Source organism: Enterococcus sp. LJL98, from assembly GCF_054871745.1.
Map to the genome: position 1 here is coordinate 38,390 of NZ_JBTXLU010000016.1, position 25,227 is coordinate 63,616.

Sequence of the window (25,227 nt, forward strand, 5' to 3'; positions counted from 1 at the left end):
TTGGGAAGATTGGCAATTATTAGATGGGAAATGGCGTTTTGCTTTTGAAAATAAGAATGAAGGGATAAGGAAAAAAAGGTATCAATGAACAAGAACAACATAATGTTGTTTGGTATGAAAAAACATTTTTAGTTGAAGAGGCATGTAATTATGTATTACATTTTGAAGGTGTCGATTACTATACGCAAGTGTGGTTGAATGGTGAGTTATTAGGCGATCCTCGGGGAGGATATGAGACTTTAGTTTTGATTTAGTGGACTACCTTATACCTAGTGACAATAAAATTCTTCTTCGCGTCGTTGATTCACTGATAAATGAACAACCTCGTGGGAAATAAACATTGTTGGTATGTTGGAACAACAGATATTTGGAAATCAGTCTGACTGGAAAAAGCATCTATCAATGGGTTAGAGTCTGTGAAGATGACACCGGATTTAGATAATGATTGCATTGTTTTAGAGCCATCTTAAAAAAATCAAGTTTTATTATCAGAAGATACCCATTACCACTTAGAAGCTAAAATTGCCTTTCAAGAGGAGTTGGTGAGCCACTATAAAGGTATGTTCACTCATGAAATGGCACCGATTCAAATGGATACTCGAATTTGTAAAGATTCAAACCGAGGGACGAAAAAATGGTCGACTCACGAACCGAATTTATATGATATTACATTGATTTTGTACGATGGAAAAACAGTAGCAATTGATCATATTCATTCTTACTTTGGTATGCGCAAAATTTCAATATGAAAACGGACAAAACTTATTAAATAATGAAATCTTGTTTAACCGTGATTGCTTTGCCTTTGCTAAAGACTACGGATACAAAGGACAGCCAGTAATCATCTCTGAGTATGGGGGCATTGCCTTTGAAATGGACAAGAAAGATAATTTGGGATACGGAAATCAAGTGAAGGATGAATCCTCTTTCTTGAAACGTTTTGACAGTATTACAGAAACGATTCAAGCCCTCCCTTATCTTAACGGTTTCTACTATACTCAATTAACAGATGTTGAGCAAGAAATTAAAGGTCTGTACACGTCAAATCGTGAACCCGAAGTAACTATTGAAAGAATTAAAGGAACAAATGAACGACGTTTAAAATAAAATGAGAAAAGTCAAAAGTCCTAGCAATCTTCGAAAAAACAAGAAGAGGGCTAGGATTGTTCGCTTAAATTGATTATCTAAAGAAAGGTGCTATCAAAATATGAAAATCCATACAAGAACATTCGGTAAAAATAATGAACAGTTAATTTCCATTACGAACGAAAATCAATTAACCTTAGAACTCTCCAACCATGGTGCTCGGATGGTGAATATCTTTATTCCGCTTCAACAGGAACGTCGAAATATCATTTTAGGTTTCGATTCGGCGCTAGAATATGATGAGAAGGACTCGTATATTGGTGCTTCAATTGGCCGTATTGCTGGCCGTATTAAAGATGCGACCTTTACGCTAGATGGTGTGGAGTATCAACTGGAAAAAAATGATGGAGAGAACAATCTTCACGGCGGGATGAATAGTTTTGACCGTCAGATTTGGGATTTTGAAATTCTCGAAGAGGAGGAACAAGTGAAGGTTGTTTTCTCAATCGATTCTCACCATTTAGAAAATGGTTTTCCAGGGAATTTAGAACAGAAAATTACTTACACATTAACGAATAGCAACCAGATTAAAATTGATTATTGGGCAGCAACGGATCAAAAAACAGTTTATAATCCAACAAATCATACTTATTTCAATTTAAATACTTCGATTGATCAAGAAATCGGCAATCATCGCCTTTATCTTGATGCTTCCCATTTTGGTGTCTTAGCTAAGGATTTGCTGCCGACAGGAGAATTACGAGACGTCACTGGGACCCCTTTTGACTTTACGGTAACCGAAGGGGCAGTCATTCAGCAAGGCTTCATGAGTGACTATGAGCAAAATGAATTAGTTGATGGGTATGATCATCCTTTCGTATTTAATCAAAGTGAACTAGAACAATTAAAGGGACGTCTAGTTTCAGAAGATAAAAAAGTCCAAGTCATTCTCTATACTGATCGTCCAGCTGTTGTTATTTACACAGCGAATATGTTGGAAAAACCAGTAGAAATGAGAGATACCTATCAAGTGAAGCACGGTGGGATAACGCTTGAAACACAAGAGTTACCGGATGCGATGAATCAAACAGGTTTTGGAAGTGTTGAATTAATACCAGAAAGACCATTTGAATCGACTACAATTTTTGAGATAAAATGGTAATTATCGTCACTTGTAATATGAAGTGAAGCGAATTAAAAATTACTTATGTTGTACTTAATTTCAATATCTACTGAAGAGTATAAGGAGGGGAAACGCAAATGAACGATACTCGCTTTACTCCGCATGAGTTCATAATTATAATGCGATGCCGTCATCAAAAAATATCCTCTGCATTTATTGAAAAAATAAATATTATTATTTGAATAAAACCATGTTAACAAGGACGATTTTGGAAGAAAATCAAGGGTAATAACTGTAGAAAAAATAACATCAACCAAGAGTGGTCTCTAGTTATTACTGTCGGATTGGGAAAAGTCAATAATACTCCGAGACAAAGAGGACCTGATGGCCTTATTTTTAGGCTATCGGTCCTCTAAGTAATAGAGATAATTGATGGGGAATACCTTATAAACTCTATTTTTTCCTTGTTTCATCAATGTTCTTATTAGAAATTTATATGAAGAACTTAATCAATCTTCTCTATCGTCTCATTATCAATCGATCGCTGTGCGGCTAATGCTAACTTCCCTGCAAGAACACTCGATTCTAGGTTCGAGACAGGCTTCTTCCCTGTTCGAATGGCGTCAAGGAAATCCTCTAGTTGCTCTTCATCGCCAGGCTCCATGTTTGTTTCTTCGTGATTGTTTTGATACGTCAGAGTTTCTGATTTTAGTCGATCCGTGACTGTAATGGTGTTGCTGACGTCATCGAAATACAATTCCCCTTTTGTTCCAAAAAATTGGAATTCTCGTTTATAAAAAGCAGCGAATTGGCAGAGTTGATAGGTAGCTTTTGCTTTGTTGGCATAACGAATCATCACGGTTTGATGATCGTCCACATCGACCTCGCTATTAAAGACGCAATTGTCTGGCCAATTGTCTGACCAAGAAATCTTCTTTTCTTTGGCGAGGTTTTGGATGCTTTCTTCACAAGTATTACTAATCGGGCAATTGCTGCAGTGTAAGTCATCCGAGACAGGTTTCCCAAATTTTTCAATGGCTCCAACTTCGCCAAAAACCATTAAGTCACCAAATGCAACGACTTTTTCAGGTGTGCTGTCGAGATACCAATTGATTAAATCGAGGGAGTGAGTGGATTTTTGCAACAGTAAAGAGGTTGATTTTTCACGTGTTCGATGCCAGTCGTGAAAATAGGCGTAGCCTCCATACTGGACATGGTCAATGACATTTGCCATGATCACCTGTCCAATGAGCCCGCTTGCGATCATTTCTTTGACTTTACTGTAGGTTCGGGCATAACGTAAGACGTAGCCGACTTCAAAAGCTTTTGGATAACCTTCAAGTGCTTCCTCAATTTGAGCGACTTTTTCGTCACTAATCTCTAGTGGTTTTTCGCAAAGAATATGCTTGTTGGCTTTGACTGCCGCTAAAATAATTTCAGCATGCGTGTCGTCTGGTGTGGCGATGAAAACCGCGTCGACCTCAGGATTGTCGAGAACCACTTGGTAATCGGTTGTGTTTGGTGTTTCTGGAAAGTGATGAAAATTATTTCCGAAAGCATCGCAAACCATGATAACCTCCGAATCTTTATGTTGGGCGATTGTCCGCAACGCGTACTTATATCCTCGATTACCTAAGCCAATAATCCCAAATTTAACTGTCATGTATTCGTTCCTCCTATGAATGTGAATGAGTTATTTTAGTTGAATGATTTTTTTTTGGTGGGCAGATTGATAAGCCAGTTCAGCAATTTCAACAGGATAAAGACCATCTAGCCCACTGATTGTGACTGGTAAGTCGTCATCGATGGCACGCTTAAAATCTTCTAACATCGAAAGAGTCATTGATTTTTCATAAAAATGACTCATGGCAGCTGTCCGTTTTAGTTCAATATCTGACAGTGTCGTGACATTAAACGGTTGATTCAGATAAATATCTGAACGGCGACCGAAACCATCCGCAAAAACAGTTCCTTTATCAGTAATGATTTTGAGCGTGGCATCGCCCCAAACAGGATAAGTATCTGGTCGATTCCAAGAAGTGTCCAGGCTCATGAAAACTCCGTTGGTAAAGTGAATATGTAAAAGGGCAGAGTCTTCGATTTCGTCGTAGTTATGACAATTGGTACGAGCATAGATTGACGCGATTTCAAAATTGAAAATCCACTTGGATAAATCAATTAAGTGAACCATATGGTCGAGCAGAGCTCCACCACCAGAGAATTCTTTGTCTAAGAACCAACCGCCCGGATTCTTCCCATGGTTGGTCCCGACGACGGCTAAAATCTTCCCCAGTTCCCCTGCATCAAACCGTTGTTTCAATTCAATCATTGTCTGAGCATAACGAACAGGATGGGAAACGAAAAGCTTTACACCATTTTCTTGGCAAGCAAGAATCATCCGTTTGGCATCTTCTACTTTAAGGGCCAAGGGCTTCTCAACGATGACATGAATTTTGTGAAAAGCGCAGGCTAACGTATAATCATAGTGCAACGAATTTTCTGAAAAAATCATCGCTGTGTCCATACCAGTCTTTAAAATTTTATCCAAGCTAGGAAAAAAGGGTAGATGATGTTCTTTGGCAAAAGCAGAACCACGAATAGGATTGCGATCAAAGACACCTGTCACTTCAACGCCCATTTGTTTTAGCATTAGATAAGAAGTTTCGGCTTGCATATGGGCACATCCGATAATCCCAACTTTCATGTTGTTTCCCCTCCCAAGTGAATGATTTTCTTTTGATTCATGCTATCGTGAATTTGATAAACAAGATTGGAAAGCCAAATATTGTCTAGTGAGGCCTCATCATAATCTGGAAAGTAATTACCAGGTAGAATAAAATTTGAACTGAACCCTCGTTCGTCAGCAGAATGAAACTGATAAAGGCTATTGGTACCTACAATTTCAATTTTTTTGACGAATTTCTGCTGATTAACTGGTGAGCCATCAATGAAAAGATTCGACAAACTTTGGTCTTGAAATTGCATCGTTACTAGATAGATTTGTTGCTGAGGCTCATGAGAAGCGAAAATCGTTTCTAAATGAGATTGGTGACAAAGAAGTAAAAATTGTAAGGCCTCTTTTAAAATAAACTGTTGTTGTTGTTTGGATTCGATTCCCGTAGCAAGATCGTATCTTGAAAAGGTCACATCACCAATGCGTTTGTTTTTTATTTGTTCTAAAATGTCCTGATGTTCGATTTTCATTTGCGAGATCCCTCCTAGGTGAAATCTTCTAGTTTCGTTTCAATAGTATGAATCGAATGTTTATAAGCAGTTGGGCTCAACCCAGTATATTTTTTGAAGCTATTTGAAAAATGATGCAAGGTGTCATAACCTAATTGGCAAGCAATTTCAGTGAAGTTCATCTGTCCTTCTCGAACCCATTGCTTGGCACGTTCCATCTTTAAAATGCGATAAAAGTTGATGACACTGTAGCCAGTTTCCTTTTTAAAAGTCTTTTTTAAGTAGGAAGGGCTTACAAAGAAATGGTCAGAAAACTCCGAGATTGAGATGTTTTTATGAAGGTTTTCTTCCATGTAAGTGATAATTTCATCAATTTCTTTTTTATCAAAATGTTTTTTGATTAGACTTGTTGAAGGTTTCGGTTTTTCTTTTTGTACAAAAGGATTTGAGCGAGCCATAAAAATTAGTAATTGTGACAAATAAATATAAATCAAGGCCTCTGCACCAAAAGGGCTATTTTCCATTCGTTCTTGACTAGTGACTTGAAAAATATTGGTCGCAATTTGAGGAAACACGCTTTTTGATTCCGTAATAATTTGCGCAAATAAATTTCGATGCAAGCTTTCTAAAGTGACCTCTTTTTGATAGATTGGAGTCAAGCATGCGTTGTTGGTTGCAGTAAAGCTAATTAATAAAACATTCACTGCGCTTTCTTCTGTTTGAAAAGCATAATCCGTATGTTGGGGGATCAAAAAGGCTTGCCCTTCTTTTAATTGCCTCTTTTTTTTGCCGACGGTGACTGCTAGTTCGCCATAATCGATAAATATGAGACTACAAGCTTCGACAGGATGAATGGAGTAAGATTGTCGCGCAATAAATTCATAAAAAGCAATATTCGTAATTCTTTGAACAATGCCTGTCGAAAGGGACTGAAAAGAATTATTCTGTTGTTTTGACATGAGCATTCTCCCCACTTTCTACTGTTGATTATCCCACATTGTCTCTTTTTTTGTAATAATAATTTGACTCGAACCTTTTTTTGTAAGGAAATGACCTTTTTATCTAACTAAGGGGGGTGGAAATTTCGGTATGCTGAGGTTAATCAAAGGAAAGAAAGCGTATACACGATAGTATATGCAGAAAATAGAGGTGTGAAATGGAAATTATTGGAAATCTGGAACAAATCCTTGAAGCGAAGAAGATTGGAGAGATTTCTTTTATTCGTTCTTCTTTTTATGATCATCGTTTTGCAGGTGAGGAAAAAGAAGCTTCAATTACAGCAATGATTCAGATGGTCTTGTCTTTGAAAAAAGAAAAACCAACGAATTTTACAATTTTAAAAAATGAGACGAGTTTGTTAGTAACCTTTGACTTTAATCATGAATGTTTAGTCAATCTAGCGTTTGCGACTTGGGAAGAGGTGACAACACCGGTCTTAAAAATTGAAGTTGTTGGTAAAAATGGCATGATTCAATTTGATACGCAAGCAGATAATGCTTATGCAGGCACCTACTATCACTCTTCGTTGTCATTGAAAACACCAGAAATTTCACCGGAATTAGCAACGTATACGCGTGAATTTGTTGAAAAAATTAAAGAGGCAAATGAGATGGAGGTTGTCATCGGATGAAAGTAGCAATTATTGGCGTTGCGCATATGCATGCGCACAGTTATGTGCAAGAGTTTCAGGATCGGAAAATAGAAGTTGTTGGTGTGTATGATCGTGACCTTACGCTCAGTCAAGCTTTCGGAAAAGAGTACAATCTTCCTGTTTTTGAAGATTTAGAAACACTACTAGCTGTTCCTTCAGATTCAGTGAATATTTGTTCCGAAAATGCCTTTCACAAAGACTATGCACTAAAAGCTTTTGCTTATGGCAAACACGTCATTGTTGAAAAACCAATGGCGTTATCAACAGCAGATGCCGAAGCTATGATTGAAGCAGGAAAGGCAGCGAATCGATTGTTAATTGTGGCGCATCCAGTTCGATTCTCAGAGCCTATTCAAAATTTGAAAACAGTGATTGATCGTGGCGAACTTGGGAAATTAAAACTCATTAATTCTTCTAATCATGGGAAAAATCCTGGGGGTTGGTTTATTGATCCCGAGCTTTCAGGCGGTGGCGCATTAATTGATCATACGGTGCACATTTGTGATCTCGTCAATTACTTGTTTGGCATTGATCCAAAAGCAATCTTTGCTTATGCAGGAAAAAGCCAACCAGATTTACCCGTTGAGGACATTGGCTTGATTCAATTGACCATGACCGAGGGTGTGATTATGTCTTTAGACACTTCTTGGAATCGTCCAGAAACTTATCCTGTTTGGGGCGATGCAATTTTAGAACTTGTTTTTGAAAAAGGACAAATGACAGTCGATGGCTTTGGCCGGAAATTGAAGGTCTTCAATGATGTAACAGGGACGGTCGAGGAATTCTTTTTTGAAGAAAGTATGGACTCCCGCATGATTGATGCCTTTATTCAAGCGATTGAAGCAGGAACAACTTCACCTGTTTCAGGCGAGGATGGCCTTTATACCGTACAAATCACCGAAGCGGCTTTCCAATCAGCGATGACCAAAAAATTAGTCACACTTTAAGCGAAATGAATAGAAATATTAGAAAATAGCGAACAAGAGGAGAATCAGGATGACTTTATTAAAAGGAATGAACGTGTGGTCACTGCCAGCAGGGTTAACGATTGAAGAGCAATTTCAATTAACCAAAGATGCCGGTTTTGATACGATTGAATTAAATCTTTCAGAAGCCCAAGCTGCAGAAACGATTGTCTCAAAGGATCTAGCTTTAAATGACAGTCCGACGTTGACAACAGAGGTGACAGCGGAAGAATTAGCAAATATCAAAGCCTTGAGCGAGAAATACGAATTGCCAATTACGAGTATTTCAACGGCATTACACTGGAGTTATCCATTGACTTCAGAGGATGAAGCAACTCGTCAAAAAGGGCTAGCAGTCGTGAAGAAAATGATCGATGTCTGTCTAGCTCTGGGTGGGGATACCGTTCTTGTCGTACCAGGATTGGTAACACCGACAGACAGCTACGACGTTTGTTACGATCGTTCACTTGCTGCTTTTAAAGAATTGGCACCTTATGCGGAGGAAAAAGGCATTTTTATTGGAATTGAAAATGTTTGGAACAAATTCTTGTTAAGTCCGTTAGAAACCCGCGATTTTATCGATAAAATTGCCAGTAGTCATGTGGGCATGTATTTTGATGCAGGGAATGTTTTACAGTTTGGTTTTCCGGAACAGTGGGTTCGAATTTTAGGGGCGCGCATTAAAAAAATTCATGTAAAGGACTTTAATACGACGATTGGGAATATCACAGGCTTTACGAGTCTATTAAATGGAAGCTTAAATTGGAAAGCATTGGTCGCTGCCCTACATGAGATTGGTTACACAGGTCCCTTAACTTGTGAGCTAAGTGCGTATCAAGAAAATGGTCAACAATTGGCGTACGATACGAGTCGTGCACTAGATTATATTGTAAACTTATAAAACGGAGGGAATAAAAATTATGTTAAAAGTCGGATTAGTTGGATTAGGTTTTATGGGAAGCTCACACTTGTCGATGTACATGCGTTTAATGAACGAAGGATTTCCGATTAAACTCGTAGCGATTTGTGATGTGAATGAAGAAAAACGTACAGGAAAATTAACGGCAGGGAACATTGACATCAGTGACAAAAGCATTGATTTTTCTCAGTTTAATTTTTACACAGAGATGGAAGAAATGATTGAAAAAGAAGAGCTAGATTACGTTGATTTGTGTTTACCAACTTTCTTACATGCTCCTTATGCAGTGAAAGCGATGGAAAAAGGTCTGCATGTTTTCTGTGAAAAACCAATGGCGATTTCAACGGAAGCTTGTCAAGAAATGATTGATGCATCGAAAAAATACGAAAAATTCCTAATGATTGGGCAAACCCTTCGCTTCTTCCCTTCGTATGTTTACGTAAAAGAAGCCCTAGACAGCGGTCGTTACGGCAAATTAACGGAAGTGAATTTATTCCGTGGAGGAACAACGCCACTTTGGTCATGGGAAAATTGGTTGTTAACGAATGAGCGCTCAGGTGGTTGTTTATTAGACCAGCATATTCATGATGTGGATACGTTGAACTGGTTGCTAGGTACACCAAATTCAGTAAATACAGCAGGTCGCGTAGTATTTGAAGGCAGCGGTTACGATGTCGTTTCAACGAATTATCATTACGATGGTATCGTTGCGAATGCTTCAGATAACTGGACGATTAATAATGACGATTTTGGGTTTGAAATGCGCTATCGTTTTGCCTTTGAAAAAGGAACGATTATTTTAGAAAATGGTAAACTTGTTGATTACCCAGATAACGAGCCAAGTTTTGAACCAGATATTAGTAAAGAAAGTGGTTATTATATCGAAATCAAACACTTTGCGCAGTCAATCTTAGACAATGTCGATCCAGCAATTGCTTGTCCGCTAGAAAGCACAATGGAAACAATTCGTATTGCAGAAGCTGAAGTGAAATCGGCTAATACCAAACAAAGCGTGGCTTTGTAAAAGAACTGAGGGGAAACATGATTTTCAATTAAGAATATTGGAGGGAATGGAATGAAGAAGAAATTAGTTAGCACTTTAAGTTTACTAGGGTTGTCTGCTGTATTGCTCGCTGCTTGTGGAAATGGTGGAGGAAATACGACGAACAGTGGTGATGATGGCGGTAATAAGGGTAAAAAAGAAGTTGTGACGTATGCCTTATGGGATAAAGAGTATGCCGCAGCAATCCAAGACATTGCCGATAATTTTAAAGAAGAAACAGGGATTGAAGTAAAATTTGAAATTACACCCTGGGCACAATATTGGACCAAACTTGAAACTGCAGTTACTGGAAATAATGCTTCTGATGTTTTTAATGTAAATATTCCTCGTGCAATTGACTATATTGAAAATGGTATTTTAGAGCCGCTAGATGGAATTGATGTTGATTTGGACAAGATTCCGAGTCAATATTTAGATTCCTATACCGGTGCAGATGGTAAGTTATACGGAGTACCAAAAGATTTTGATACCAATGCTCTTTTTTACAACAAGACAATGTTTGATGAGGCAGGAATTGCTTACCCAGATGAAACCTGGACATGGGAAACTTGGCGTGATGTAGCCAAACAATTGACCGATGAAGACAAGGGAATCTACGGGATGGCTGTTCCACCAACTTGGCAAGGTGGGTATTACGAGACAATCTATCAAAATGGTGGCTCACCTTTCATTGAAAATGGGACGAAGTCAGGATTTGACCAACCAGAAGCGATTGAAGGAATTGAATTTTGGTATGGATTTGTTGAAGATGGCTCAGGAACGCCGATTGAATTAATCACAAATACGAATTCAAACGAGCTGTTACTTTCTGGAAAAGTCGCGATGGCTGTCGATGGCTCTTATCAAGTACCAATCTTATTTACAGAAGATTTTGGGATTGAAAATATTGATGTGGCACCTCTACCTAAAGGAAAAGAACGTGCAACAACATCCAATTCCTTAGCAAACGTGGTCTTCTCTGGTTCAAAAAATAAGGAATCGGCGAAAAAATGGATTGAGTACTTATCTTCAGAGGCGTCAATGAAACACGTTGCAGAAGCAGGTGGGATTATTCCTGTACTCGAAGGCACGCAAGAAGCTTGGGTAAATGCTCATCCTGATAAAAACATTCAAGTCTTTATTGATGCAGTGGACTATGCAGTTCCACTTCCAGGGTATAAGAATTCATCTGCTGCAATTGCAATTGAACAAGACCCGATTAACCAAGCATGGACAGGTGAAATTACCGTTGAAGAAGCTAGTAAAATCATTGCAGAAAAAGCAAATGCCTTGTTACAAAAATAAAAAATAAAATGATTCTTTGCTAGCATAAAAAATCAAAAACTGGTTTTTTGTGCTAGCATTTTTTATTTAGGGGGAGCGCAGAATGAGTACACAAAAAATAGAAAAGCATGTCGCAAATAAAAAAAGTCGAACGTTTAAAAAATATAAAAAGGACCAAGTACTGACGGCCGCCTTGTTTATTTCACCGTTATACTTAGGTATCATTATTTTTTATTTAGTCCCAATGTTTCAAAGTGTTTTTTATTCCTTCACTGAATGGGGGATGTTTGGTGGTTATACAGTGGTTGGGTTAGAGAATTATCAACGATTATTTAAAGATCCTGAATTGCTTGGCGCTTTAAAAAACACCTTTACTTACGCCTTATTTACGGTGCCAGTAGCCATGTTTATTGCTATTTTTATTGCTGTTTTACTGAATGCAAAAATTAAAGGGAAAAGTTTTTATCGCGTCATTTATTTTTTACCTGCTGTTACAATGACTTCAGCGATTGCAATGATTTGGAAATGGATCTTTAACTCAGAATTTGGAATTTTGAACCAATTTTTAGGTTTTTTTGGTATCCATGGACCAAGCTGGCTAACGGATTCGAATTGGGCGATGATTTCGCTTGTTGTTGTTGGAATTTGGAGTTCACTAGGCACGGCGATTGTGATTTATTTAGCAGGTCTACAAGGGATTTCTTCCTCATTTTATGAAGCAGCTGAAATGGATGGTGCCGGTCCGATTCGTAAGTTTTTCAGTGTGACTCTTCCACTGTTAACCCCAACGATTTTCTTTAATCTCATTACTTCATTAATTGGTGCTTTGCAAGTATATGATTTAATTTATTTAATGTTTTCTGAAACAAATCCAGCCTTAAAAAGTGTTCAATCCATTTCATTCTTATTCTATCGTTATTCTTTTGTTTTCAATGAAAAGGGGTACGGTGCTGCAATTGTCGTAATGTTGTTACTGATTACACTGGTGATTACAGCAATTAACTTTAGCCTACAGAAAAAATGGGTACACTATACAAAATAGGAGGTTTCGACATGAGACGTGAAAAAATATCCAATAAAATTTTTGTTCATTTGCTATTAATTTTAGGCTCAGTGATGATGGTTTTTCCATTTATTTGGATGATTATTACTGCCCTGAAAACAAAAACAGAAGCGATTCAAGTTCCACCAACTTTTTTCCCTGAAGTTGCGCAATGGAAAAATTTCACTCGAATTTTCGAAGTCTTCCCCTTTGGAAATTTCTACGTGAATACGATTATTTCGACACTCGTCATTACCGTAGGACAAGTTTTTCTTTGTGCATTGGCTGCATACGCTTTTGCCCGTTTAGATTTTCCTTTTAAGAATGGCTTGTTTTTACTCTTGCTGTCAATCTTAATGGTACCAGGCCAAACTTTTTTAATTCCACAATATTTAATCGTTCAACGCTTAGGACTGCTTGATTCTATTCCAGCATTATTCATGCCGGGGCTATTTTCAGCTTTTGGGACATTCTTACTCCGACAATTTTTTATGTCCATTCCTGAGGAAATTGAAGAAGCAGCGGTCATTGATGGCGCTTCACGTATAAAAATATTCTTTACGATTATTTTGCCGTTATCTAAATCTGCGTTAGTCTCGTTATCTATTTTTAGTTTGCTTTATGGTTGGAATTCATTGCTATGGCCATTAATTGTGAATACGTCAACTGAAAAAATGACTTTGTCAGCAGGACTAGCTTCATTAAGCGGACAATATGGAACAGATTTCCCGCTAGTGATGGCAGGTTCATTTTTAGCTTGTATTCCATTGATTATCGTCTTTTTAATTTTCCAAAAACAATTTATTGAAGGAATTGCATTGTCAGGTGGGAAGTAGCATGATTACAAAACAAGTACCTTTATTTCATCAAATTGAAGCAGCCAAATCGCGTTTAGAAAACGTGGTTATTCGAACACCCTTAGTGCCAAGTAATATTTTGTCAGGGATGAAAAATGGCACCATTTTTTTTAAACTAGAAAATCTACAGCGAACAGGATCTTTTAAAATTCGAGGAGCCTATAACAAGTTAGCTCAATTAACCGCTGGCGAAATTCAACGGGGAGTGATTGCTGCATCTGCCGGAAATCATGCACAAGGTGTTGCGATTTCTGCCAAAATGTTAGGCATTCAAGCGCGTATCTTTATGCCGACGACCGCACCGTTAACGAAAATAGAAGCGACGGAAAAGTATGGCGCGACGGTCGTTCTGATAGGCGATACTTTTGATGCGACGAAGCAAGCCGCGATTGAAGAAAGTTTTCGTACCGGCGAAGTTTTTATTCCTCCTTATGATGATTATGAAGTAATCGCGGGGCAAGGAACGATCGGTCTTGAAATTTTAGAAGAAATACCGGATGTGGATCAACTGATTCTTCCAATTGGCGGAGGCGGATTGATTGCCGGTGTAGCAGTAGCGGTCAAAACAATGAATCCTAAAATTAGAATTATTGGCGTTCAATCTTACAACGTTCATGGAATGTTACGGTCTATCTGGAATCACCAAATTACAGCAAATCGTTCAGACCGAACGTTAGCTGATGGATGCGATGTAGCCATTCCAGGAGAAATCACCTATGAGGTTCTAGAATCGCTTATTGACGAAACAGTCTTAGTGGAAGAAGCGGATATCAAAAAAGCGATTGAATATTTGGCTTATAAAGAAAAAATTATTGCTGAGGGCGCGGGAGCCTTAACAACTGCTGCTATTTTAAGTGGGACGCTCGACCATTTATTGATGAACCGAAAAACAGTTGCCATCGTTTCAGGTGGAAATATTGATTCTGGATCATTGAAAGAAATTATTTAAAAGGATGACAGAAGCTGCGATAAAAAATGAAAACTTCAAAAAGAAGCAAAGATTACAAGAAGCGAATTTTTTGAAGTGGTCGTTAAAGTTGCAGCTTTTTTTATTGGGAAGAAGCATAGGGATTATTTATTATTAAATGATACGTGAAAAAGATAGGAGAAAGACAAGGCAATGAAACAGTTAAAACCGCCAATGATGGGCTGGTCGTCATGGAACTATTTTCGTCAATCGATTGATGAAGGAAAAATAAAAGAGATTGCACAGGCGATGAAGTCATCTGGACTCAGCGATGTCGGGTATCAATACATTCATTTAGACGACTGTTGGCATTCTTCCAAACGAAGTCATACCGGAGAATTGCAATTTGATTTAACGAATTTTTCGAATGGACAAAAGCTAATTGAAGAAATTCATGCGATGGGCTTAAAAGTCGGGTTATATAGTTCGAGTGGCGCAATGACCTGCGAGGATTTACCTGGGAGTTATGGGCATGAAACGATCGATGCACAAACCTTTCATCGATGGGGCGTTGATTTTTTGAAATATGACTACTGCCATGTAGTGGATCTAAATAGCGATGAGAAGTGGTTGACTCAAGCGCCAGATATCATGCAGATTGAGTTTTACAATCAAGCAACCAAAAAACGTCTCATGTTGGATGTAAAAGCCGGTTATTTATCTGGAACCGCTCGATTTGAACAAGCGGAGGGAATCTCATTTGTTACAGGATTGGGAGGAAATCAAGGTCAAATTATTTGGGAAGAAAACATTTCTCCAGGAAATTATGTGGTGACTGTTACATATAAAAAAAGAAAAACGGAACAAAGATTGCTACTGACATTACAGCTTGGTACACAAGAAATTGTCATTCACTTCCCCACCTCTAGCGGGTGGAGTTTGACCGGTCGCGAACAGTGTGAGATTTTTGTCGAGCAAAAAGTAGAGAAACTGCTTGTGACAAATCCAATTCACGATCAAAAAAGTGATGCGATGTTACGTTATCAAACAATGTATCAAGCCTTAAAAAAAGCGTATGGTTCTGAGGATTTTCAATTTGGAATATGTGAGCATGGGAGAAATGCTCCTTGGACGTGGGCACAAACCATCTCAAACCAATATCGGATTGCTCATGACATCCAGAACAATTGGGATTCTGTTGTAAGTTGCTATGAAAAAGCAGTTGCGGTATCAAAATATGCAGTTGAAGGTTCTTATGGGGATCCAGATATGCTAGAGGTTGGAAATAATGCACTCTCGAAAATTGAGAATCAAAGCCATTTTTCTTTATGGTCCTTTTTAGCAGCACCATTAATTTTAGGCAATGATTTACGTGAATTTGTCAAACAAGGAGAAAAAGATGTTGAAGCTTCGAATCAGGCACTCGAGGTATTGCTGAATCAACCAATCATTCAGTTCAACCAGTCGCGACCTTATCTTCCAGCCTACCATTGTTCGAAAGATTCGATGGATGTGTTGCTAAAAGTCTTAGACAATGGGAAAAGTGGTCTTATCATTTTTAATAAAAGTGAGGAAAGACGTTCCTTTTCAATTGATTTAGCATCTTTACCGAAAACAGTTCATGGAAACAAATTTGAATACCAAAAGAAAGAAATGAAAGAAGCGTGGGGGAAACCGGTCAAAATTGTAAAAGGTATTGTTATGTTAGAAGAGATTTTAGCACATGAAGTTTATGTGTTGATTTTTGGATAGCGTTATTAATAAAAAAATCTTCGTCGATAAAAATAATAAGTAATCATGCTTTTAAATGCATAATAAGTGATATAAAAACAAAAAATGTGCTATTTATCATCCTCCGGAAAACGCTTACAATTGGTTATAGATTAAAGAAAAGGGGCTGTAAGGATGAAAAAAGTTGTTGGATTATTAAGTACATTGGTATTAAGCGGAATCATTTTAACTGGTTGTGGAAGCGGCGGATCAGGTTCAGGAGAAGCGGCTGAGAAGAATCTAGAAGAATATAAACCGTATGGTAAATACGAAGAACCGATTAAATTTACAATTGGTCGAGGGCAACGAGATTTAGCGTATATGCCTGAAGGAGACACGATTGAAGATAGTCCAGCCAGTCGTTTTTTAAAAGAGCAGACCAATATTGAAGCTGAAGTTGCTTGGGAAACGGCAGACTTGAATCAAAAAGTCGCTTTATCAATTAGTACCGGCGATTTACCAGATGTAATGGTAGTCGGTGAAAAATTATATAAAGAACTAAGAGATAATAATTTATTAGCTGATTTAACTGAAGCTTATGATAAGGCAGCTTCTGATAACGTAAAAGAAAGAATCAATTCTTATGGAGAAGACATTTTAAAACATGTTTCGCAAGATGATAAATTATATGCGATTCCCACACCTTATTATTATTATGAGCAGACTCTAACTTGGTTACGAAAAGATTGGTTAGATGAACTAGGAGAAGATTTACCGGAGACAACAGATGATTTATATCAATTAGCGAAAAAATTTATTGAAAAAGATATGGCAGGAAATGGCAAAACGGCAGGATTTACTTTAGCTGATTGGGTAGCTGGTGTTTTTGGAGCAGAGTTTGATGCCTCCCCAATCTTTAACCAACATGGTTCGTATCCTAGACAGTGGATTGAAAAAGATGGAGAAGTCGTATACGGAAGTGTTCAACCTGAAACAAAGGAAATCTTAGGAATGTTGAGCGATTGGTACAAAGAAGGTGTGTTAGACCAACAGTTTGCGGTGCGATCTGCTGAAGAAAGAGAAGGGGTCTTAACGGATTCTGTTGGTATTCACTTTGCTCCGTGGTGGTCTTCCCAGTTTGCAATGGCTGAAACAATCAAAAACAATCCGAATGCTGATTGGGTAGCAATGGCTGGACCAAAAGAAGATGGGACTTTTCAGACTTATACAGGAACACCCGTTGTTCGTTATGTAGTAGTAAATAAAAACTACGAGCATCCTGAAGCCATCATGCGAGCAATCAATAATGTGACTGATTTTAACTTTAGTTTAACCGAAGAAGCAATTGAATATCGCAAGACCGCCTTTGATGGTGATACTTATTTCCCATGGTATTATGCTCCAATTGATTATAAATTAGAGAATGCCCATGCGAATAGAAATGACTATGAAGCATTAAAGCAAGCAAAAGATACAGGAAATGGCGAAGAATTACCTGAACATTTGAAAGGCTCTTGGGAATTGATTAAGCAATATAAACCTGGTGAGCAAACAGACGTAAAGGTGTGGTCAGAAAACTCAGTGTTCATGGAAGGGTTAAAAGCAGCAACCGATGAAGCATCTGTGTACAATGATATGGCATTTTATGGAACGACAAAGACAATGGATACGAAATGGGTTAATTTGAAGAAGATGGAAGACGAGTTGTTCCTAAAAATTATTATGGGAGAAGAATCCTTGGATGCTTTTGATGAATTTGTAAAAGTTTGGAAATCATCAGGTGGAGATGAAATCACCTTAGAAGTCCAAGAAGAAGTCAAAGCAATGAACTAACCATTACGGTACATATTTTTCTGATTTATCCTTTAAATATGTACCGTGATTTCATTCAGGACAAGGAGGAATTTTTATGGAAAGCAAAGAATTAATAGACGTGCCTATAGAAACAAAAAAAGAGAGTCTTTATAAAATAAAAGTAAAGAAAAAACGAACAAGTGAGTTACCTTACCATTTGATGTTACTACCAGGAATGATTTTAGTATTTATTTTTAGCATTGTCCCAATGTTTGGAATTGTGATGGCTTTTCAAAACTACAAACCTGCTTTAGGTATTTTAGGATCCGAATGGGTCGGACTCGAGCATTTTAAATACATGTTTCAGTTACCCGATAGTCGCGCAATTTTTACAAATACAATTATCATTGCAGTAGGTAAAATCATTGTTGGAATGATTGTTCCTATTATTTTTGCGCTGATTTTAAACGAAGCCAGAATTTCTTGGTTTAAGAAATCGGTTCAAACGATTGTTTACTTACCAAATTTTCTCTCATGGGTAGTTTTGGGAACCGTGGTTTCTATGATTTTTTCAGTAGATGGGATGGTTAACAATTTACTTTCTTTTTTAGGCTTAGAGAGGATTATGTTTTTAGCTAGTAATACTTGGTTTCGCCCATTGTTGATTGCAACAGATGTTTGGAAAGGGTACGGTTATAGTACGATTATTTATTTAGCTGCATTGACAAGTATAAATCCCGCGCTATATGAATCTGCAGCAATTGATGGTGCGAATCGATGGAAACAAACAATTCATATTACTTTGCCATCTATTCTACCAACGATTGTGTTGCTCGCAACATTGAATCTAGGAAGTGTTTTAAATGCTGGTTTTGATCAGGTCTTTAACTTGTATAATCCAGTAGTTTATGCAACAGGAGATATTATTGATACGTTCGTCTATCGAATGGGATTAATTAATATGCAGTTTTCTTTTGCGACAGCTGTAGGGTTGCTAAAATCAACGGTTAGTTTTATATTAATTGTGATTTCATATAAGCTTGCAGATAAGTATGCTGGCTATCGAATTATTTAGAAAAGGAGCGGAGAATCATGGTGACGTCTAAGACATTTAGTTATCGGGTAACAACGTTTATCATCTATTTTATTTTATTATTAGCGGCCTTTATTTCTTTGGCACCTTTAATAAATACAGTGGCAATTTCTTTTAGTAGTAGTGGTGCAGCCAATGCAGGAAAAGTAGGTTTTATACCTGTTGATTTTACATTGGGAGCCTATAAAAAAATTATGAATGATCAGGCTTTTTGGCGAGCATTTGGCGTTTCATTACAACGTGTATTCTTAGGTGGTATAATTAACTTAACCTTAGTGGTATTGATGGCATTTCCTCTATCGAGAACGACGAAGCAATTTCGCTATCGTAATCTTTATATGTGGACACTGATGTTTACAATGTTATTCAACGGAGGGATTATTCCAACTTATATGGTTGTGACGAAAATGGGATTAATTAATACGATCTGGTCGCTTATTTTACCAGGAGCAGTATCTGTATATAATGTGATTCTTATGATGAACTTTTTTAGAAACATCCCCTCATCCTTAGAAGAAGCTGCATTGATGGATGGAGCAAGTCCTTGGACCGTATTATTCAAAATCTTTCTACCTATTTCTCTACCATCTTTAGCAACGATAACGCTATTTGTTATTGTAGGACATTGGAACAATTTCTTTGATGGCTTAATCTACATTAATGATCAAACAAAAATTCCTCTTCAGACTTATCTACAACAGCTTTCTTTATCTACCGAAGCAATGAAAGAGGCAACAGCTGAGGAAATGAAGAGTCTCAAGGACTTGTCTTCACTCACACTTAATTCAGCCAAAATCTTAGTATCAATGATCCCAATTTTAATTATTTACCCGTTGTTACAACGCTTTTTAATTAGCGGGCTCGTGCTGGGGTCAGTAAAAGAATAAAAACAGACTTAGAAGGAGAATACAATGCATTTTGAAATTAAAGAAGAATTTTATTTTGATGGAAAACCAGAGCGGATTATTTCAGGAGCGGTTCACTATTTTCGAATCACTCCTGGAAAGTGGCGTCAAAGTTTACACAACCTAAAGGCAATGGGGGCAAATACAGTTGAAACGTATGTGCCTTGGAACTTGCATGAACCAAAGAAAGGAACATTTCATTTTGAGGGGATTGCAGACTTACCGAAATTTTTAGATATTGCGACGGAAATGGGTTTATATATTATCTTACGTCCAGCAACCTATATTTGTGCAGAGTGGGATTTTGGCGGATTTCCAGCATGGTTGTTAGAAGAATGTGACCGCGTACGTAGTCAAGATCCGAAATTCATGGCAGCCGTAGATGCCTATTACAAGGAATTAATTCCTCGTGTGGTGGATTACCAGTTTACTCGTGGTGGGAAGATGATTATGGTTCAAGTTGAAAATGAGTATGGCTCTTACTCAGATGACAAAGAATACTTGCGAATGAATCGTGATCTTTTAGTGAAATATGGGATTGAAGTTCCTTTTGTAACATCTGATGGCGGATGGGATGCGGTCTTAGAGGCTGGCACAATGATGGAAGAAGGTGTTTTACCAACAGCGAATTTTGGTTCAAAGGCGAAACCGAATTTTGAAGCATTGCAACGAATTATGGATAAATACCATGTCCAGAAACCTTATATGTGCATGGAGTTTTGGGATGGCTGGTTTGATAACTGGGGGAATCCAGTCATTCGTCGCGATGCTCAAGAAACAGCCGATGCTTTTCGTGAAATTTTAGAACTGGGTAGTGTGAATATGTTTATGTTCCACGGTGGAACGAACTTTGCTTTTTGGAATGGCGCAAACGAGAGTCGTCAAGAAGGATACAAACCGCAAATTACTTCTTATGATTATGATGCACCACTCAATGAGCATGCAAATCCGACAGAGAAATATGATGCGTTTCGCAAAGTGATTCAAGAAATGTATCCGAATAAAAAACTACTAGAACCAATTATTTCAGAAGCAACTGCCTATGAACCGGTCGATTGTCAGGCAAAAGTTTCTTTATTTGAAACACTTGAAACGGTTGGTGAGACGACCACCCATGATGTAACAAAACCAATGGAGAAGCTTGGTCAGGGATATGGCTATATCTTATATGACACGGTCAATCCGCTTCAAAAAGGATCTCGACGTTTTGAAATTGTTGATGCGAATGATCGTATCCAAGTGTACCGTAATCAAGAGCATGTACTCACACAAATCGATGAGGAAATTGGGGAAGAGTTTGTCTTAAATGAGATTGAAGACAATGAACATTTACAGGTGCTCGTTGAAAACCGTGGGCGTACCAATTACGGTCCTTATCTAACCTCTCCGCGACAATCCAAAGGTATTCGTGGTGGTATTCGCCAAGATTTATTCTTTATTTCGAAGATTAAGCACACGACACTCCCGTTAGAAACGGATGCAACGATTGATTTTTCAAAACCTTGGAAAGAAAAAGTACCGGCATTTTATCAATTTGAGTTAGAAATTACTGGAGAACCAACGGATACTTTTATTGACATGTCTGACTTGGGTAAAGGAAATATTTTTGTAAATGGTGTAAATATTGGTCGATATTGGGACATTGGTCCGTATTACACAATGTATGTACCATACGATTTATTAAAAGAAGGAAAAAACAGGATAACTGTTTTTGAGACAGAAGGGGTAGAAGTTCGCCAACTAGTCTTTACCTCAGAGCCTAAAACACTCGAACCAAAAGAATAAGGACAAGAACATTCAGGTTTCGCATGTATAAAGAGGCGGAAAGGACCTTTATGAATGTCTGAAAGAACCGCTGATTTATCAAAGGAATCGAATCATCCATACGAGAGACTGTGATTTGTTATGTGTCACAGTCTTTATCGTTTATTTTGAAAGGAAGGGAATAGATGCTTCAACGTTTATCGAGTCCATTATATAAAGGAACAATTTTTGTCGGAACCTTATTTTTGGTTAATTGCCTTATTTTATTAACCAATGTACCATTTGTTTTTAGTCTTATTTTTATCCCTAAAGCGAGTCAAAACTTGATTCCTATTGTTTTGTCTGCTTGTTTCATGGGACCTAGTGTAGCTGCTGGTTATAGTGTTATTTGGCGCTATATGAATACAGGAGAATACGAGGTTTGGCAACGATTTTGGCAAAGCTACCGATACAACTTTAGGCAAGGAATGGGCATTTCGGTGATCCTTTGTTTGATTGCTTCATTATTACTTTATAATATCCAAACGATTTTCGTTTTGAAACAAATGACTTTGTTTTTTTACCCAACCCTTATCCTACTATTTTTATTGCCATTTCTTTTTTTCTTAGCAATTTTATTGATTAGTCGTTTTGATGTTTCCAATCGAAATGTTTTGACTAATACGTTGTTTTTTATGATCCAGAACCCTCTGATTTCACTGAAAAATGGGTTGACACTCCTACTTTTTTTCCTTTTGGTTTATTTAACCGGTTGGAAACTTTTCTACACACTTCTTTTTAGTTTACCTATTTACTTGATTCTTCTAAATGTTAGACTAGTATTAAGGTCGATTGAGACTGAGAAGGGTTTTAAATTTTAGGCGAATCTTGTAGGCAACAAAAATACACATTGTCGCATACAAGTGATTAAAAAAAGGAGAATTGGAAACAGATGAAGAAATTACGAGTTGGAATTATTGGTGCAGGATCGATTTCGCACGAGCACATTCAAGCCTATCAAAAAATGCCAAATGTCGAACTAGTGGCACTTTGTGATATCAATACGGAGCAGTTGGAAAAAATGGCAACGCTTTATCAAGTAGGCGAAACTTACGCAACAAAAGAAGAAATGTTAGAAAATGCTGAGATTGATGCCGTGAGTGTTTGTGTTTGGAACTCCGCTCATGCAGAATGTGCGATTGCTGCATTAAATGCAGGGAAACATGTCTTGTGTGAAAAACCGATGGCAACGACAGTCGAAGAAGCAAAGGCTATGCAAGCTGCAGCGGAAGAAAATGGCCGTTTACTAATGATTGGTTTTGTCCGTCGTTTTGGTAACGATGCCAATATTATTATGGACTTTAAAGAAAAAGACTTCTTTGGTGAAATTTACTATGGGAAGGCGACTTATTTACGTCGTCATGGGAATCCAGAAGGTTGGTTTGGAGATAAATCCCGTTCAGGTGGAGGACCATTAATTGATCTTGGTGTTCATGTAATTGATTTACTGACTTATCTTTTAGGAAAAAATCGTCCAGTTTCTGTTTATGGTGCAACGTTCCAAAAGTTGTTTAATCGCCCAGATGTGAAAGATAAACAAGGCTATATATCTTCAACTCCAGGTGAAATTATTTGTGATGTGGAAGATTTGGCGAGTGCGATGATTCGTTTTGACAACGGGTCTGTGATTTCAATTGAAACTAGCTTTAGCTTAAACGTGAAAGATGATGAGCAGAAGTTGGAGTTGTTTGGTAATAAAGGGGGAGCGATGTTGAACCCATCTCTCACATTATCGACAAACATGAATGGATACATGGCAGATGTTCAATTAAAAATGCCAACAGCTCTATCAATGGATGGTTTGTTTTACAATGAGATCCAGCATTTTGTGGAATGTGTTTTAGAAGGCACCCCTTGTTTATCGCCAGCAGAAGATGGTGTCGTGATTGCTCAAATCATTGAAGCAATCTATCAATCGGCTGAAACGGGTCATGAAGTCATTTTATAGGAGAGAAAAAAGAATGAGAAAAATTGCATGTAGTACCTATAGTTTTCAACAATTAATGGATCGTGGGGAGTTAACACAGTTCCAAACGATTGAAAAAGCAAAGGAATTAGGCTTTGACGCGGTTGAGATTGTCGGTTTAGAGCACGACGAGAGCGTTTCCGAAATTGATTATGTTCATCAACTAAAGGCAGAGTTAGATCGACTGGATTTTCCAATCACTTCTTTTACTTTTAGTGCGGATTTATTAAATGGTTGTGACAGTGATTCTGCGGCTGAAGTCGCACGTGTGAAAAAAATGATTGATTATGCGGTCATTTTAGGAGCACCAAGGGTTCGCCATGATGCGACTTGGGGAAAAAAAGATCAAACCTTTGCACAAGTTTTACCCGAACTGGCAATTCTTTGCCGTGAAATTGCTGCCTACGGTGCAGAAAAAGGGATTCAAACAACTGTGGAGAACCATGGTTTCTTTGCTCAAGATAGTACGCGAATGGAAGCTTTATACACAGCAGTCGATCATCCGAACTTTAAGTTATTAGTTGATATGGGGAATTTCTTGTGTGTGGATGAATCTCCTGTTGATGCTGTGAGTCGAGTAGCCGCTTATGCAGGCTATGCGCACGTGAAAGATTTCCACATTAAATCTGGCAATCAACCTAATCCAGGAACGGGATTTTTCAAGAGTCGTGGAGGAAATTATTTACGAGGAGCGATTGTTGGACACGGAGAAGTACCTGTTGCTCAGTGTTTGAGTATTTTAAAAACTCAAGGTTATACCGGACCAATTGCGATTGAATTTGAAGGAATGGAAGAGAACCTATCCGCTTTAAAAATTTCTTTAGAAAATTTACGTCGCTATTTGGCGGTTTAAAATTTTTCGAGAACGGCATGTTTCTTTTTAGAGAAAGTGAGTCTAAGGATAGAAAGTTCTTTCTTCTGCAGTTGTTCCATTTTTAAAAAGGTAGAAGCAAAAAAAGAGTGGTGTCGTCAGATGCAACTCTTTTTTTGTTTTTAAAAATAACAAGAAAAAAATAAGAAGTCTTTCTTTTTTTTTACCGAAAAGATGAATAAGAATTGCGGAATTGGATGAAAAAAGACTATTCAAATGACAACCAAAGTAATTGTAAACGTTGTCAAACCAATGTTTTGGAGGGTGCAAAAATTACATATTGAGGATTTTATCAAAAGGAGCTATGATGAAAGCGTGTTCAACAAGTGTTTGTTCAGAAGGGGGAAAAAACATGGAATTAACAACAAACCATCGAAAAAGTAAAGGAGAAGAACGGAAAAAAAGAATCTTAGCCAGCCGGCAATTATACTTATTTATTTTACCAGCATTCTTAGCATTCTTTATTTTCTCATACGTACCAATGTATGGTGTGATGATCGCATTCAAAGACTACATTCCAACATTAGGTGTTTGGGGAAGTCCTTGGGTAGGATTTAAACATTTTCAACGTTTCTTTGATTCTTACTATTTTTGGGATCTATTAAAAAATACTTTAGGAATTAGTGTCTATTCTTTAGTTGTCGGATTCCCATTGCCAATTATTTTGGCCTTGGCTTTAAACGAAATTAAAGACGGTCCATTAAAGAAATTCTCGCAAACGGTTACATATGCGCCAAACTTTATTTCAACCGTTGTAATGGTCGGAATGATCTTAGCCTTCTTAAACCCATCAACAGGGATTATCAACCACGTGATTGAGTTCTTCGGAATGCAACCTATTTCATTTATGGAAGATCCACGTTGGTTTAAAACGGTTTATGTGTTATCTGGTGTTTGGCAAGGAACAGGTTGGGGTTCGGTTATCTACCTCGCAGCCTTGGCAGGAGTCGATACTCAGTTACATGAAGCAGCAGTGGTGGATGGCGCGACACGTTTACAACGGATCTGGCACATTAACTTACCAAC

25 protein-coding genes are annotated in these 25,227 nt (G+C 37.8%); 21 read left to right on the forward strand and 4 right to left on the reverse strand.

The annotated features are described in order from the left end of the window. The first annotated feature begins 80 nt into the window (after positions 1-80). The 4 genes from ACYSNO_RS11795 (at position 81) to ACYSNO_RS11810 (ending at position 2,248) form a co-directional block, all read left to right on the forward strand. Entirely contained in the window at positions 81-254 is a 174-nt protein-coding gene (locus ACYSNO_RS11795) for a sugar-binding domain-containing protein (protein ID WP_461731305.1), read from the forward strand. Between the two features lie 288 nt (positions 255-542). Then, entirely contained in the window at positions 543-749 is a 207-nt protein-coding gene (locus tag ACYSNO_RS11800; protein ID WP_461731279.1) for a hypothetical protein, read from the forward strand. A 124-nt stretch (positions 750-873) separates the two neighbouring features. Then, positions 874-1,107 carry a hypothetical protein gene (locus ACYSNO_RS11805; RefSeq protein WP_461731280.1) on the forward strand — a complete coding sequence of 78 codons (234 nt, stop codon included), beginning with the start codon at positions 874-876 and terminating at the stop codon, positions 1,105-1,107. Positions 1,108-1,207: 100 nt separating this feature from the next. Continuing rightward, positions 1,208-2,248 carry an aldose epimerase family protein gene (locus ACYSNO_RS11810; protein ID WP_461731281.1) on the forward strand — a complete coding sequence of 347 codons (1,041 nt, stop codon included), beginning with the start codon at positions 1,208-1,210 and terminating at the stop codon, positions 2,246-2,248. Positions 2,249-2,714: 466 nt separating this feature from the next. Here the strand turns inward: ACYSNO_RS11810 and ACYSNO_RS11815 are convergent, their stop codons facing one another. From ACYSNO_RS11815 to ACYSNO_RS11830, 4 genes are read right to left on the reverse strand one after another with little or no spacing between them, the layout of a single operon-like run. Continuing rightward, on the reverse strand, positions 2,715-3,872 hold the full coding sequence (locus tag ACYSNO_RS11815) for a Gfo/Idh/MocA family protein (protein WP_461731282.1): 1,158 nt from the start codon (positions 3,870-3,872) through the stop codon (positions 2,715-2,717). 30 nt (positions 3,873-3,902) lie between these two features. Next, positions 3,903-4,913, reverse strand: a complete 1,011-nt coding sequence (locus ACYSNO_RS11820) for a Gfo/Idh/MocA family protein (RefSeq protein WP_461731283.1) — start codon at positions 4,911-4,913, stop codon at positions 3,903-3,905. Further along, the gene (locus tag ACYSNO_RS11825; protein WP_461731284.1) at positions 4,910-5,413 is read right to left on the reverse strand and encodes a hypothetical protein; all 504 of its coding nucleotides are present in this window, start codon (positions 5,411-5,413) and stop codon (positions 4,910-4,912) included. The genes ACYSNO_RS11820 and ACYSNO_RS11825 overlap by 4 nt, the downstream gene beginning before the upstream one ends. A gap of 14 nt (positions 5,414-5,427) precedes the next feature. Continuing rightward, positions 5,428-6,351 (reverse strand): helix-turn-helix domain-containing protein, encoded by a 924-nt coding sequence (locus ACYSNO_RS11830; RefSeq protein WP_461731285.1) that lies wholly within the window; start codon positions 6,349-6,351, stop codon positions 5,428-5,430. A 197-nt stretch (positions 6,352-6,548) separates the two neighbouring features. Between ACYSNO_RS11830 and ACYSNO_RS11835 the strand changes: the two genes are divergently transcribed. From ACYSNO_RS11835 to ACYSNO_RS11915, 17 genes are all read left to right on the forward strand, one after another. Then, positions 6,549-7,022, forward strand: a complete 474-nt coding sequence (locus tag ACYSNO_RS11835) for a hypothetical protein (protein WP_461731286.1) — start codon at positions 6,549-6,551, stop codon at positions 7,020-7,022. Further along, on the forward strand, positions 7,019-7,990 hold the full coding sequence (locus ACYSNO_RS11840; RefSeq protein WP_461731287.1) for a Gfo/Idh/MocA family protein: 972 nt from the start codon (positions 7,019-7,021) through the stop codon (positions 7,988-7,990). The genes ACYSNO_RS11835 and ACYSNO_RS11840 overlap by 4 nt, the downstream gene beginning before the upstream one ends. 49 nt (positions 7,991-8,039) lie before the next feature. Further along, on the forward strand, positions 8,040-8,909 hold the full coding sequence (locus ACYSNO_RS11845; RefSeq protein ID WP_461731288.1) for a sugar phosphate isomerase/epimerase family protein: 870 nt from the start codon (positions 8,040-8,042) through the stop codon (positions 8,907-8,909). 19 nt (positions 8,910-8,928) lie between these two features. Continuing rightward, positions 8,929-9,951 (forward strand): Gfo/Idh/MocA family protein, encoded by a 1,023-nt coding sequence (locus ACYSNO_RS11850; RefSeq protein ID WP_461731289.1) that lies wholly within the window; start codon positions 8,929-8,931, stop codon positions 9,949-9,951. Positions 9,952-10,002: 51 nt separating this feature from the next. Continuing rightward, positions 10,003-11,274, forward strand: coding sequence for an ABC transporter substrate-binding protein (locus ACYSNO_RS11855; protein WP_461731290.1), 1,272 nt, complete (start codon positions 10,003-10,005; stop codon positions 11,272-11,274). An 82-nt stretch (positions 11,275-11,356) separates the two neighbouring features. Next, a complete protein-coding gene (locus ACYSNO_RS11860) occupies positions 11,357-12,295 on the forward strand; it encodes a carbohydrate ABC transporter permease (protein WP_461731291.1) in 939 nt (312 codons plus the stop codon). Between the two features lie 11 nt (positions 12,296-12,306). After that, positions 12,307-13,131, forward strand: coding sequence for a carbohydrate ABC transporter permease (locus ACYSNO_RS11865; RefSeq protein ID WP_461731292.1), 825 nt, complete (start codon positions 12,307-12,309; stop codon positions 13,129-13,131). A 1-nt stretch (position 13,132) separates the two neighbouring features. Next, complete coding sequence (locus ACYSNO_RS11870; protein WP_461731293.1) at positions 13,133-14,101, forward strand: pyridoxal-phosphate dependent enzyme; 969 nt, start codon at positions 13,133-13,135, stop codon at positions 14,099-14,101. Positions 14,102-14,272: 171 nt separating this feature from the next. Then, positions 14,273-15,811, forward strand: coding sequence for a glycoside hydrolase family 27 protein (locus tag ACYSNO_RS11875; protein WP_461731294.1), 1,539 nt, complete (start codon positions 14,273-14,275; stop codon positions 15,809-15,811). Positions 15,812-15,964: 153 nt separating this feature from the next. Continuing rightward, positions 15,965-17,602 carry a type 2 periplasmic-binding domain-containing protein gene (locus ACYSNO_RS11880; RefSeq protein WP_461731295.1) on the forward strand — a complete coding sequence of 546 codons (1,638 nt, stop codon included), beginning with the start codon at positions 15,965-15,967 and terminating at the stop codon, positions 17,600-17,602. A 76-nt stretch (positions 17,603-17,678) separates the two neighbouring features. Further along, positions 17,679-18,638 carry an ABC transporter permease gene (locus ACYSNO_RS11885; protein WP_461731296.1) on the forward strand — a complete coding sequence of 320 codons (960 nt, stop codon included), beginning with the start codon at positions 17,679-17,681 and terminating at the stop codon, positions 18,636-18,638. 17 nt (positions 18,639-18,655) lie between these two features. Then, a complete protein-coding gene (locus ACYSNO_RS11890; RefSeq protein ID WP_461731297.1) occupies positions 18,656-19,543 on the forward strand; it encodes a carbohydrate ABC transporter permease in 888 nt (295 codons plus the stop codon). Between the two features lie 24 nt (positions 19,544-19,567). Continuing rightward, positions 19,568-21,346, forward strand: coding sequence for a glycoside hydrolase family 35 protein (locus ACYSNO_RS11895; RefSeq protein WP_461731298.1), 1,779 nt, complete (start codon positions 19,568-19,570; stop codon positions 21,344-21,346). Positions 21,347-21,510: 164 nt separating this feature from the next. After that, positions 21,511-22,185, forward strand: a complete 675-nt coding sequence (locus tag ACYSNO_RS11900; RefSeq protein WP_461731299.1) for a DUF624 domain-containing protein — start codon at positions 21,511-21,513, stop codon at positions 22,183-22,185. Positions 22,186-22,256: 71 nt separating this feature from the next. Beyond that, complete coding sequence (locus ACYSNO_RS11905; protein ID WP_461731300.1) at positions 22,257-23,312, forward strand: Gfo/Idh/MocA family protein; 1,056 nt, start codon at positions 22,257-22,259, stop codon at positions 23,310-23,312. Between the two features lie 13 nt (positions 23,313-23,325). After that, positions 23,326-24,183 carry a sugar phosphate isomerase/epimerase family protein gene (locus ACYSNO_RS11910; protein ID WP_461731301.1) on the forward strand — a complete coding sequence of 286 codons (858 nt, stop codon included), beginning with the start codon at positions 23,326-23,328 and terminating at the stop codon, positions 24,181-24,183. A 370-nt stretch (positions 24,184-24,553) separates the two neighbouring features. Next, positions 24,554-25,227, forward strand: a 674-nt coding sequence (locus ACYSNO_RS11915) for an ABC transporter permease (RefSeq protein WP_461731302.1), incomplete at its 3' end; no start/stop codon positions are given.